This window comes from Synechococcus sp. CCY 0621 (genome assembly GCF_019038465.1).
In the GTDB taxonomy this organism is placed as follows: domain Bacteria; phylum Cyanobacteriota; class Cyanobacteriia; order PCC-6307; family Cyanobiaceae; genus Cyanobium.
In genome coordinates this window covers 44,150-55,788 of the sequence record NZ_JAFKRH010000042.1, presented here as the reverse complement: position 1 = coordinate 55,788, position 11,639 = coordinate 44,150, and the positions used below count along the sequence as shown (strand labels likewise).

Below are 11,639 nucleotides of genomic sequence, written 5' to 3'. Positions count from 1 at the left end.
ATGGCCCCCGCGAACCCCCTGCCCATCGAGCAGGTTGAAACGTCCCTCAGCGACACGGAACCCGTGTCCCAGCAGGAACTCAACGCCTGGCGTCGCGGCTTCACCCCCCAGGCCGAGATCTGGAATGGCCGCCTGGCCATGCTTGGGCTCTCCGTGGGTCTGGGTGTTCTGTTGCTCGTACGCCTGGCTGGGGGCTGAGGCCTCAGGTCCGACCCCGCAGGGTCTGGGCCAGTTCACTGGGTCTGAGGCTGGCCGCCAGAGCTTCTTCTGGGTTCACCTTTCCGGCTGAAACCAGATTGGCCAGGTATTGATTGGCAGTGATCATGCCTTCAAAACCGCTGCGGGTCATGATCGCTTCGATTTCATCAAGATTGGCCCTCAGGATATAGTCCTTGCAGGCGTCGGTGTTGATGAACACATCGTGGTATGACGCCCGCTTGCCATCCACCGTTTTGATCAGTCCCTGGGAGATCACACCCAGCAGTGAATCAGCCACGGCCCGCCGGACGATATCCTGCTCATCGGGTGGGTACATCCCCAGCATCCTCTCGACGGAGCGCACGGCTGAGTTGGTGTGCAGGGTCCCCAGCAGCAGGTGGCCTGTCTGGGAGGCTTCGATCGCGGTGGTGAGGGTGTCCTGGTCGCGGATCTCTCCCACCAGGATCACATCGGGATCCTCCCGGAGCGCCGCCCGCAGGGCTGTCTTGAAGTACTTGGTGTGGGTGCCCAGTTCACGCTGGCGAATCAGGGACTCACGGCTCTGATGCACGAATTCGACGGGATCCTCGATGGTGAGGATATGGCGTTTCATCGTGCGATTGATGTGGTCAATCATCGCCGCCAGGGTCGTGCTCTTACCTGAACCGGTGGGTCCGGTGACCAGGAGCATGCCCTTCGGCCGCTGGGCCAGATCCTTGAGCACCTGCGGCAGGTTGAGCTCGTCAATGGTGGGAACATTCTGCGGAATCAACCGCAGAACCATCGCCGGGCCCTGCAGCGATTCAAGCAGGTTGATCCTTACCCGCACGAAGCCGAAAGCGAAGGATCCGTCGTGCTCCTTCTGCTGGACGAAGCGGTCGATCTGTGCGGGTTCCATGATCTCCCGCAGCCAGTCTCGGAATGTGCCGGCATCGGTTACATCCAAACCGGCCAGAATCATGTCGCCGCGATAGCGGAATCTGGGTTGTTCACCAACGCCAAGGTGAACATCGGAGAAATTGCGTTCGAAGGCCACCCGAACGATCTGCTCCAGTGTCGGCGGAGATTCCCCATCGGCGGCCATCGGCGGACCCTGGACCGACCCGACCGCCATCGCCGGATTGACGCCCACGGGAGGGGGTGGAGGTGGCGCCTGTGGCATGGAAGAACTCGACAAAACGGACGGGCGATCCAGTTGAAGGGCTCGGTTCTAAGCCAAAACTCTAGGTGCGGATTCGCCTCTGTGAACATCAGCGTGGAGCTGCGGCCTCTGCCGTTGGAGAGGGGCGATCGGGGGCTCCCTAGGATCGAATCACCCGCTTAGGCCCGTGTCCCCACAGCCCCTGGTCAGCATCGTTCTGGGCACGCGCCCGGAGGCCATCAAGCTGGCGCCGGTGATCCTGGCTTTTCAGCGGGCCCAGGAGTTCCGCACTCGGGTCGTGCTCACGGGGCAGCACCGCGAGATGGTCACCCAGGTGATGCGGCTGTTCGGCCTGAGCGCCGACCACGACCTGGCCCTGATGGCACCGAAACAGACGCTCACCCATGTCACCTGCGCGGCGCTGCAGGGGCTGAAGCAGGAGTTCGAGGCGCACCGTCCCGACCTCGTCCTGGTCCAGGGCGACACCACCACCGCGTTCGCCAGTGCCCTGGCCGCCTTCTACGAGCAGATCCCCGTTGGCCATGTGGAAGCCGGCCTGCGCACCAACGACCTGCTCGATCCGTTCCCTGAAGAAGCCAACCGGCGCCTGATTTCCCAACTGGCCCGCCTCCACTTCGCCCCCACCACCCAGTCGGCGGCGAACCTGAAGGCCTCGGGGGTGGTGGGCGAGATTCTCACCACCGGCAACACGGTGATCGATGCCCTGCTGCTGATGGCCCGCACCGCTCCCGACTGGGACCTGCCCGGGCTCGACTGGCAGAACCAGCGGGTGCTGCTGGCCACGGTGCACCGGCGTGAGAACTGGGGCGAGCGGCTGCTCGACATCGGCCAAGGCTTCCTCTCGCTGCTGGAGCGCTTCCCCGACACCGCCCTGCTGCTGCCGCTGCATCGCAACCCCACGGTGCGCGAGCCCCTGCAGGCCCTGCTCGGCTCCCATCCGCGCGCCTTCCTCACCGAACCCCTCGATTACGACCGGCTCGTTGCCGCCATGCGCGGTTGCACCCTGCTGCTCACCGATTCCGGCGGCCTGCAGGAAGAGGCACCTGCCCTGGGTAAGCCCGTACTGGTGCTGCGCCGCACCACTGAACGGCCCGAGGCGGTGGCGGCCGGCACCGCGAAGCTGATCGGCACCGACAGTGGCGAGATCCTGGCGGAGGGCAGCCGGCTGCTGGAGGACCAGGAGGCCTACCAGGCCATGGCCCATGCCCACAATCCCTTCGGTGATGGCGCGGCCAGCGGCCGGATCGTGGAGGCGGCGCGCCGCTACCTGGGCATGGGCGCCGCCTAGGGGCGCTTCTTGGCCCAGGGGGGCAGATCGATGAACACCCTGGTGCCGCTCTCCAGGCCCGTGAGGATCTGGGTGTCCTTGCCGCTGCTCGCTCCCAGCTCCACCGGCTGGAAGGTGGGTTCCTGACCCTTGCCCACCAGCAGCACACCAGGACGGCCGTCCTCCGTGACGATCGCCACGGTGGGTACCACGGTCCTGGCCTGGAGGGTGCCGGTCTGAAAGTCGATGTCGGCGGTCATGCCGATGCGCAGTTCCGGCGCTGGATCGACCAGCTGAAGCTTCACTTCGAAGGAGGTGACGTTGTTGGTCTTGACGGCCCTGGGGGCGATCTGGCGCACCCGGGCCTGGAAGCGACGGTCCGGGAAGGCATCGACCCGCACGCTGGCGGGCAGGCCCACCTTCAGCCGGCCGATGTCGCTCTCTGGCACCTTGGCCACCACCTCCAGTCCCTCGGAAAGCTCGACGATCGAGGAGCTGGTGGCGCCGGCCGTGGCCGACGCGGTGGTGGTGGGGGTGACGAAGGCGCCGGGTTCGGCGTAGCGCTGGCTGATCACCCCGTCGAAGGGGGCCCGCACGATCAGCTCGTTCTTCTCCACCATCCGCTGCCTTAACCGCTGGCGGGCCGCGGCGGTGGCCAGCCGCCGCACCTCCGCTTCGGAGCGGAAGCGATTCATGGTGTCGAGGCTGATGGCCCCCTGGCCGAAGAGGGGTTCGTTGCGGCGCAGTTCGCTGTCGCTGCGACGTTGTTCCGACTCCGCTGATTGCACGTTGGCCTGCAGTTCCATCAACCGGTCGCGCAGGTCGCCGTCATCCATCAGCGCCAGGGGCTGACCCTTTCGCACCGTGTCGCCTTCGTCGACCAGCAACTGCAGCAGGATGCCCTGACGCTTGGGGCTGACGTTCACCCTCTGGACGGCATCCAGTTCACCGCTGGCGGTGATCACCCCGGGCAGGGATCCTTCGCGGGCCACCACGGTGAAGGGGGCCAGGTCGCGGCCGGCCTGCATCCGTTGCCGTTGCCAGATCCCGGCGGAGGCCAGCAGGGCCAGCCCCACTGCCAGGCCGATCCAGAGGCGACGACGGGAACGACGCTTCGCCGCCACGGGGGCGGCCGGCGGCGCCGGGCTCCGGGTCGGAGTGGGAGCCGGCGGCAGGGGAGTGATGGCGGGAATGGGCCGGCGTTTCGCTACCGACAGTTTCGCTTGCCTGGGCAGCTGCTGTGGACGGCGGGAGACCGAACGGGCCCTGGCACGGTGACCCCTAGATTTCGCCGATGCTCAAAGCCGGAATCGTCGGGCTGCCCAACGTGGGCAAATCGACCCTCTTCAATGCCCTGGTGGCCAACGCCCAGGCCCAGGCGGCCAACTTCCCCTTCTGCACCATCGAGCCCAACGTGGGGGTGGTGGCGGTGCCCGATGAGCGCCTGCAGAAGCTCTCCGACCTCTCCAGTTCGAAGGAGATCGTGCCGACGCGCGTTGAATTCGTGGACATCGCCGGCCTGGTGCAGGGGGCCAGCCAGGGGGAGGGGCTGGGCAACAAGTTCCTGGCCAACATCCGTGAGGTGGACGCCATCGTCCACGTGGTGCGTTGCTTCGATGACGACGATGTGATCCACGTCTCCGGCAGCGTCGATCCGGAGCGGGATGCCGAGATCATCAACCTGGAGCTGGGGCTGGCGGATCTGGCCCAGATCGAGAAGCGGCGCGACCGGCTCAAGAAACAGATGCGCACCAGCAAGGAGGCTGCCGCCGAAGACGCCGCCCTGGCCAGGCTGCAGGCGGAACTGGAGCAGGGCGGCGCCGCCCGCCGGGTGTCCCTGAGCGAGGAGGAGCAGGCCCTGGTGCGCAACCTCGGCTTGCTCACCGCCAAGCCGATCATCTACGCCACCAATGTGAGCGAGGACGACCTCGCCGGTGGCAACGCCTGGGTGAGCGCCGTGGAGGCGCTGGCCGCCCGGGAGGGGGCCGAAGCCGTGCGCATCTCCGCCCAGGTGGAGGCCGAACTGGTCGACCTGGCTGCCGAGGAGCGCTCCGACTACCTGGCCGGGCTGGGGGTGAATGAAGGCGGCCTGCAGAGCCTGATCCGTGCCACCTACCGCCTGCTGGGTCTGCGCACCTACTTCACCACCGGCGAGAAGGAAACCCGCGCCTGGACGATCACCGCCGGCATGACGGCCCCCCAGGCCGCCGGTGTGATCCACACCGATTTCGAGCGGGGCTTCATCCGGGCCCAGACCGTCGCCTACGGCCAGCTGCTGGAGGCCGGCACCCTGGCCGAGGCCCGCAACCGGGGCTGGCTGCGCAGCGAAGGCAAGGAGTACGTGGTGGCCGAGGGGGATGTGATGGAGTTCCTGTTCAACGTCTGAGCGGAGTGCCCGTGGCCTTACCCGTCGCTTTCATCGGCCTGGGGGAGCTGGGGTCTCCGATGGCGACCAACCTTCTGGCGAAGGGCTTTGCGCTCACGGTCCACAACCGCCACCGGGAGCGGGAATGGCCCCTGGCCGCCGCCGGGGCCCGGAGGGCCGTCACGCCCGCAGAGGCAGCGAAGGACGCCGCCGTGCTGGCGCTCTGCCTGAGCGACGACACCGCCGTGGCGGAAGTGCTGCTGGGGCGGGGGGGTGTTGCCGACGATGCTGCCCTGGCGGGCCTGCGGCCCGGTTCCCTGGTGATCGATTTCTCCACCATCGCGCCGGCGTCCTCCCGCGCCATGGCTGCCGCTTTGGCCGAGCGTGGCGTGGCCTATCTCGATGCGCCCGTAACCGGTGGCACCGAGGGGGCCCGGGCGGGAACCCTGTCGGTGCTGGTGGGGGGTGAGGCCTCCGACCTTGCGCGGGCCCGTCCCGTGCTGCAGGCGGTGGGCAGAACGGTCACCCACCTCGGCCCGGTGGGGGCCGGCCAGGAGGCCAAAGCCGTCAACCAGGTGCTGGTGGCGGGCAGCTACGCCGCGGTGGCGGAGGCCCTGGCCCTGGGGCAGCGCCTGGGCCTGCCGATGGAGGCGGTCCGTCAGGCGCTGCTCGGCGGGGCCGCAGGCTCCTGGGCCCTGGAGCACCGCGGCGGTTCGATGCTGCAGGGCGAGTTCCCGCTCGGCTTCCGGCTGCGTTTGCACCGCAAGGATCTGGCGATCGCCCTGGAGGCCGCCACCAGCGGAGGCCTGGAGCTGCCGGTGGCGCGGCAGGTGGCGGCGATGGAGGACGACCTGATCGCGGCCGGCCACGGCGACGAGGATGTGTCGGCCCTGGCCCGCTGGTTCTTGGAGCCGTTTTGATCCGTGCTTCAGCCGCTTGTCAGGCCAGGGCTGGCTGCATGCTCACCTTTTGATTATCCTTCAACCCAAAGGAGAGGGTGAATCGACATGAGAATCGCCTGCGTAATGATGCAAAAGGATGAGACGATCCTGTTTGATCCTTGGTTTTTTTATCATGCTGATCTGTTGGGTCCTGAGAATCTATTCATCTTCGATAATGGATCAAAGTCTACTTCTGTCATCCAGTCACTTCAGCGTGCAAGGCGCAACGGTGCCAATGTCATATGGGAGTATTCAAGTCGACATGAATACCGCGAGCGTGGAACCCTGATCGCCAATTTCATTCAACAGTTAGATCATTCTAATCCCTTTGATTTTTATTTTTTACTGGATTGCGACGAGTTTCTGGCGTGTCAGACGGATTCGGGAATATCCTGTCAAAGGCGTGATATCGAAAGGGTCCTGCAGCCGTACATAGGGAGCAGAGATGTGCTTCTCATTCGGCACAAGTTCTGGCATAACCCTTGCAGAATGCATCTTTACTCCGTTACGAATTCCAGTCCAAAATGTTTTTTTGCTCAAGGCGCTTGCGGCTCTCTGGACCATGGTTATCACCACGCCAAATCGCGCCTCGGGTCAGGCGAAGTCACCACCAACATCATCTATTTCGAGTTTCATTACAAGCCCTACAGGCTGCACAGAGTCAGCAGTAGGCAGCATCTTTCGTGTGTGTTGACAGATTTCTCCAGGAGATCGCTGCGGGCCTACCAGAAAAAGCAGGACTTCAACCATCATTGTGCTGAAGACCTGCTCGAGGGAAAGTTTGATTACGTTCGACGATTTCTTAACCCTGAAGGCTGGGAGAGGGCGCCGGCCCTATTGGCTGAATTCAACCGAATTGGCATCTCCTATGCAAGGTTGTATGAGCCTAAGTCACTTTTCCCTCAGCCTTTGCAGCTCTCGCTGCTTCGGATAAGGCAGTCCGTCATGCATCGCGTCGATGGGCTCAATGACCTGCTCTATCGCGGTGCTCGGTTCATCTTCAGGAAGACCTCCCGGTTGATGCAGAGATCGCTGCAGCTCCTGTTGAGGGTGACACGCTTCGGCGGATGAGGGCTTGGCTCTCGACCCGGCCGCTGAAGTACCTAGCTTTAGTTTGCTGGCAAGGGAGTTTGCTTGCATTGGGTCCGCTCCTGCTGGAAGTACACCGATAACGCGCTGCGATGACTGATTCCCACTCCCGGCCTGCGATCGAACTGATTGGGCTGCGCAAGCGTTTTCAGGAAGGCGACACGGAGCGCACGGTGCTGGAGTCCGTCGACCTGGCCATCCCCCCCGGCCAGTTCGTTGTGTTGCTCGGCCAGAGCGGCAGCGGCAAGAGCACCCTGCTGCATCTGATCGGTGGCATCGACAGCCCCTCCTCCGGCAGCGTGTGCATCGGCGGGGTGGACCTCACGGCCCTCGATGAGCGGCGGCGCACGCTCTTTCGCCGCGATCGCATCGGCTTCATCTTTCAGTTCTTCAACCTCATCCCCACCCTGTCGGTGCTGGAGAACGTCACCCTGCCCAGCGAGCTGGCAGGTCTGCCGCGGCCGGCCCTGGAGATGGCGGCCCTCGATCTGCTCGGCCAGGTGGGGCTGGCGGATCGGGCCTCGACGATGCCGGACCGCCTGTCCGGAGGCCAGCAGCAGCGCGTGGCCATCGCCCGCGCCCTGCTGCACCAGCCCCTGTTGATCCTGGCCGACGAACCCACCGGCAACCTGGATGAACACACCGGTGAGCAGGTGCTGCGTCTGCTGGTCGCCCTTACCCGCCAGAAGGGTCGAACCTTGATCATGGCCACCCACAACGCCGCCATCGCCGCGCAGGCCGACCGCGTGCTGCGGGTGCAGGAGGGCCATCTGCTGGAAGCCGATCCTGCGGCTGCGCCGGTGACGGCATGAGCGCAGCCAGTCCCTTGCCCGTGGTCCGCAACGGCCCCCTCTGGCGCCTGGCCGCCCGCCGCTGGCGTCGTCGTCCCCTGCAGTACCTGCTCTGCATCCTGGGCATCGCCCTGGGGGTGGCGATGCTGGTGTCGATTGATCTGGCCAGTGGCTCAGCCCAGCGGGCCTTTTCCCTGTCCACCGACGCGATCACCGGCCGCACCACCCATCGACTGGTGGCGATCGGGCCCGGTGGCGTCCCCGACGGCACCGTCGTGGAGCTGCGCCGCCACTTCCCGGAGATTCCCGCCGCCCCGGTGATTGAGGCCTACGGCCGGGCCGAGGAACTGGATGGTGAACTGGTGCGGCTGGTGGGTGTCGATCTGTTCAGCGAGGCCCCCTTCCGTGGCTTTCTAGGCGGCGACGGAGGTCGTCAGAAGAGTGGCGGCAACGGCTTCGTGCCCTTCCTCACCGAACCCGGCACGGCTGTCATCGCCACCGAGACCGCCGAGCGCTTCGGCCTCCATCCCGGCGCCAGCGACGGCTCCGGCAGCCTGCATCTCGATCTGGCCGGACGGACGACGGAGCTGCAACTGGTGGGCCTTGTCAGCAGTGATTCTTCCCTTGAGCGCCGCGGTCTGGAAACGCTGCTGCTGGTCGACATCGCCACCGCCCAGGACCTGCTCGACCCCACCGGCGCTGAGGCGGTACCGGCGGTGGGCCATATCGATCTGATCCTGGAGGGCCCCGCCCAGGAGCAGTCCATCCGCACCTGGTTGCCCGCTGGGCTGAAGCTGGAGCCGGCGGCGGCCCGCGGCAATGCCGTGCAGCAGATGACCGCCGCCTTTGAACTCAACCTCACCGCCATGAGCCTGCTGGCGATGGTGGTGGGCATCTTTCTCATCTACAACACGGTCACCTTCAGCGTGGTGCAGCGCCGCGGCCTGTTCGGGGTGCTGCGCTGTCTGGGGGTGACCCGGGTCCAGCTGTTCACCCTGATCCTGGGCGAGGCGGCCCTGTTCAGCCTGGTGGGGTCCCTGTTGGGGCTGGCGTTGGGGGTGCTGCTGGGGCGCAGCGTCGTCGGCCTGATCACCCAGACGATCAACGACTTCTACTTCGTGGTCTCGGTGCGGCAGATCAGCCTGTCGGGGTTCACCCTGGCCAAGGGGATGCTGGTGGGGGTGGCTTCGGCGCTGCTGGCCTCAGCCCTGCCCGCCTGGGAGGCGATGGCCACACCGCCCCAGATGACCCTGCAGCGTTCCAGCCTGGAGGCAGGCTGGCAGCGGCTGTTGCCCTGGTTCCTGCTGGCGGCGCTCCTCTGCGCCAGCCTGGGGGTGGTGTTGCTGCGCTGGGACAGCCGCGGCCTGGTGCCCGCCTTCGCCGGCCTGTTCGCCCTGCTGATGGGTGCGGCCCTGCTGATGCCGCCGGTGCTGGTCACTGCGATGCAGGGCCTGGGCTGGGCCAGCCGGGGCCTGGGGGTGGTGGCCCGCCTCGCCCCCCGCGACATCCTGCGCTCCCTCAGCCGCACGGCGGTGGCCGTGGCGGCCCTGATGGTGGCGGTGTCCGTGATCGTGGGCCTCTCGATCATGATCGGCTCCTTCCGGGGGACGGTGGTCACCTGGCTCGACCAGACCCTCCAGGCCGATCTGTTCGTCTCGCCCCCCAGCACCACGGCCAACCGGGTGCTCGGCAAGGTGGACCCCGCCATCGTCGGTGCCATCGCCGAGCGTCCCGACCTGCGGGCCATGGTCACCTACAACAATTTCGATGTGCACCTGGTCGACCAGGACCGGGACATCACCCTGATCGCCGCCGGGGGCGATGTGTCCGCCGGCCGCCGTCCCTACGCCTGGGTCCGCCCGGGCCTTGGCGACCCCTTCGCCGCCCTGGAGGCCAGAGAGGGGGTGATCCTTTCCGAGGCCGTCTACCTGCGCGACGGCCAGAGCGCCATCCCCGTGCAGGTCAGGCTTGAAACCCCCGAGGGCGAGAGGAGCTTCCCGGTGATCGCCGTTTTTTACGACTATTCCTCCGACCGCGGCAGCGTGCTGATGGACCGCGCCCAGGTGGCGGAGCTCTGGCACGACGACAGCGTGGCCTCCCTCGGCCTGTTCCTGGCCCCTGGCGCCGATGCCGATGCGGTGGCGTCAGAGCTGCGGCAGGGCTTCGGTTCCCGCCAGAGCCTGCTGGTGCAGACCAACAGCTCCCTGCGCCAGGGCTCACTGGAAATCTTTGATCGCACCTTCGCCATCACCGGCGCGCTGCAGTTGCTGACGGTGGTGGTGGCCTTCATCGGTATCTTCAGCACCCTGATGAGCCTGCAACTGGAGCGGGGCCGGGAGTTCGCCGTGCTGCGGGCCACCGGCATGACACCCCGGCAGCTGGGGCGTCTCACCCTGCTGGAGACCGGTCTGATGGGGCTGCTGGCCGGTGCCTGTTCCATGCCCCTGGGCTTCGTGCTGGCCTGGGTGCTGGTGCATGTGATCAACGTTCGCTCCTTCGGTTGGACCCTGCAGATCGCCCTGGAGCCGCGCTTCTTCATCCAATCGCTGCTGATCGCGGTGGGGGCCGCCGTGCTGGCGGGCCTCTATCCGGCCCAGCGGCTTGCTCGGATGAACATCAGTGAGGCGTTGCGGCAGGAATGACGCACCGCCACCCCCTGCGTTCCCTGCTGGCCCTGGCGGCCGTCCTGCTGCTCGGCCTGGCCGGCCCCACCCCAGCCGGGGCCAGCAGCCGCATCGAATGGGGGGAGGTGCCGGCGCCCCAGGGCTTCGCCCGGGCCCTCACCCCCCGCCAATGGCGCTTCCCCGCCGATTTCGGCGCCCATCCCGACCACCGGACCGAGTGGTGGTACTACACGGGCAACCTGGAAACCGAGGCAGGACGGGCCTTCGGCTATCAGTTCACGATCTTCCGTCAGGCCCTGGTGCCCGAGGCGCCCCCGGAGAAGGGTTCCGGGAGCCGCGGGTCGGCCTGGCGCACTCCCCAGGTGTATTCCGCCCATTTCACGGTCAGCGACATCGCCACCGACACCTTCCTGCAGGAGGAGCGCTTCGCCCGCGGCGCCCAGGGCCTGGCCGGGGCCGAGGCCGATCCCTATGCGGTCTGGCTCAACGACTGGCGCATCAGCGCCGAGGGCCCCGAGCGGGTGCGGCTGCAGGCCTCCACCGGGTCCATGGCCATCGACCTGACCCTCCACCAGAGCCGGCCCCCCGTGCTCCAGGGCCAGGGCGGGCTCAGCCGCAAGGGGCCCGAACCGGGCAACGCCTCGCACTATTACTCCCTGGTGCAGCAGCCCACCGAGGGAACGATCACGGTGGCGGGCCTCGACCATGCCGTTCACGGTGTCAGCTGGAAGGACCATGAGTTCTCCACCAGCGCCCTGAGCCCGGGCACCGTCGGCTGGGACTGGTTCTCCGCCCAGTTTGAGGATGGCTCCGCCCTGATGCTCTACGGCCTGCGCCGGGAGGATGGCGGCAAGGAACCGTTCAGCGGTGGCCGCTGGATCGATGGCGATGGGGAGGTGGAGCTGGGCGCCGAGGACTACGACCTCGCGGTCACGGCCACCTGGCGCAGCCCCCGCAGCGGTGCCCGTTACCCCGCGGCCTGGACGCTCGCCATCCCGCGGCTGGACCTGGAGCTGGTGATCACTCCCCAGATGGCCGACCAGGAGCTGAGCACCGCCTCGGCCACCTACTGGGAGGGGGCCCTGCGCTACGGGGGCCATCGCGGTGAGCAACCGCTGCGGGGTCGGGGCTACGGCGAACTCACCGGTTATGCCGACCGCCTCGACAGTCTGCGGGGTGGATGATCGGCGAGGATGGCTCCA

General features: G+C 66.8%; 10 protein-coding genes. 8 read left to right on the top strand and 2 right to left on the bottom strand.

The genetic code is table 11. From position 1 onward, the window contains the following. Entirely contained in the window at positions 1 to 198 is a 198-nt protein-coding gene (locus tag KUG43_RS14265) for a high light inducible protein (RefSeq protein ID WP_216910119.1), read from the top strand. Between the two features lie 4 nt (positions 199 to 202). Here KUG43_RS14265 and KUG43_RS14260 read toward each other — a convergent pair whose 3' ends face one another. Further along, entirely contained in the window at positions 203 to 1,282 is a 1,080-nt protein-coding gene (locus KUG43_RS14260; RefSeq protein ID WP_216910117.1) for a type IV pilus twitching motility protein PilT, read from the bottom strand. A gap of 244 nt (positions 1,283 to 1,526) precedes the next feature. On the opposite strand from KUG43_RS14260, the gene wecB reads away from it, so the two are divergent. Further along, positions 1,527 to 2,648, top strand: coding sequence for a non-hydrolyzing UDP-N-acetylglucosamine 2-epimerase (gene wecB / locus KUG43_RS14255; RefSeq protein WP_216910115.1), 1,122 nt, complete (start codon positions 1,527 to 1,529; stop codon positions 2,646 to 2,648). Here the strand turns inward: wecB and KUG43_RS14250 are convergent. Continuing rightward, a complete protein-coding gene (locus tag KUG43_RS14250; protein WP_216910221.1) occupies positions 2,645 to 3,703 on the bottom strand; it encodes an efflux RND transporter periplasmic adaptor subunit in 1,059 nt (352 codons plus the stop codon). The two genes, wecB and KUG43_RS14250, sit on opposite strands and share 4 nt — an antisense overlap. Positions 3,704 to 3,921: 218 nt before the next feature. Between KUG43_RS14250 and ychF the strand changes: the two genes are divergently transcribed. The 6 genes from ychF to KUG43_RS14220 all read left to right on the top strand — a co-directional run bounded on the left by ychF (position 3,922) and on the right by KUG43_RS14220 (position 11,621). Further along, positions 3,922 to 5,013 carry a redox-regulated ATPase YchF gene (gene ychF, locus KUG43_RS14245; RefSeq protein WP_216910113.1) on the top strand — a complete coding sequence of 364 codons (1,092 nt, stop codon included), beginning with the start codon at positions 3,922 to 3,924 and terminating at the stop codon, positions 5,011 to 5,013. An 11-nt stretch (positions 5,014 to 5,024) separates the two neighbouring features. After that, complete coding sequence (locus tag KUG43_RS14240; RefSeq protein ID WP_216910111.1) at positions 5,025 to 5,912, top strand: NAD(P)-dependent oxidoreductase; 888 nt, start codon at positions 5,025 to 5,027, stop codon at positions 5,910 to 5,912. 108 nt (positions 5,913 to 6,020) lie between these two features. Then, the gene (locus tag KUG43_RS14235) at positions 6,021 to 7,004 is read left to right on the top strand and encodes a glycosyltransferase family 2 protein (protein ID WP_216910109.1); all 984 of its coding nucleotides are present in this window, start codon (positions 6,021 to 6,023) and stop codon (positions 7,002 to 7,004) included. A 110-nt stretch (positions 7,005 to 7,114) separates the two neighbouring features. After that, positions 7,115 to 7,834, top strand: a complete 720-nt coding sequence (locus KUG43_RS14230; protein ID WP_216910107.1) for an ABC transporter ATP-binding protein — start codon at positions 7,115 to 7,117, stop codon at positions 7,832 to 7,834. Further along, on the top strand, positions 7,831 to 10,455 hold the full coding sequence (locus KUG43_RS14225; protein ID WP_216910105.1) for an ABC transporter permease: 2,625 nt from the start codon (positions 7,831 to 7,833) through the stop codon (positions 10,453 to 10,455). Before KUG43_RS14230 ends, KUG43_RS14225 begins: the two co-directional genes overlap by 4 nt. After that, positions 10,452 to 11,621, top strand: a complete 1,170-nt coding sequence (locus tag KUG43_RS14220; RefSeq protein ID WP_216910103.1) for a lipocalin-like domain-containing protein — start codon at positions 10,452 to 10,454, stop codon at positions 11,619 to 11,621. The genes KUG43_RS14225 and KUG43_RS14220 overlap by 4 nt, the downstream gene beginning before the upstream one ends. Positions 11,622 to 11,639 lie beyond the last annotated feature (18 nt).

What these genes read in the sequence shown, in the direction of transcription:
- ychF (WP_216910113.1), top strand. Translation starts at nt 3,922, where the DNA reads ATGCTCAAAGCCGGAATCGTCGGGCTGCCCAACGTGGGCAAATCGACC.
- KUG43_RS14225 (WP_216910105.1), top strand. Translation starts at nt 7,831, where the DNA reads ATGAGCGCAGCCAGTCCCTTGCCCGTGGTCCGCAACGGCCCCCTCTGG.
- KUG43_RS14230 (WP_216910107.1), top strand. Translation starts at nt 7,115, where the DNA reads ATGACTGATTCCCACTCCCGGCCTGCGATCGAACTGATTGGGCTGCGC.
- KUG43_RS14235 (WP_216910109.1), top strand. Translation starts at nt 6,021, where the DNA reads ATGCAAAAGGATGAGACGATCCTGTTTGATCCTTGGTTTTTTTATCAT.
- KUG43_RS14265 (WP_216910119.1), top strand. Translation starts at nt 1, where the DNA reads ATGGCCCCCGCGAACCCCCTGCCCATCGAGCAGGTTGAAACGTCCCTC.
- KUG43_RS14260 (WP_216910117.1), bottom strand. Translation starts at nt 1,282, where the DNA reads ATGGCCGCCGATGGGGAATCTCCGCCGACACTGGAGCAGATCGTTCGG.
- KUG43_RS14220 (WP_216910103.1), top strand. Translation starts at nt 10,452, where the DNA reads ATGACGCACCGCCACCCCCTGCGTTCCCTGCTGGCCCTGGCGGCCGTC.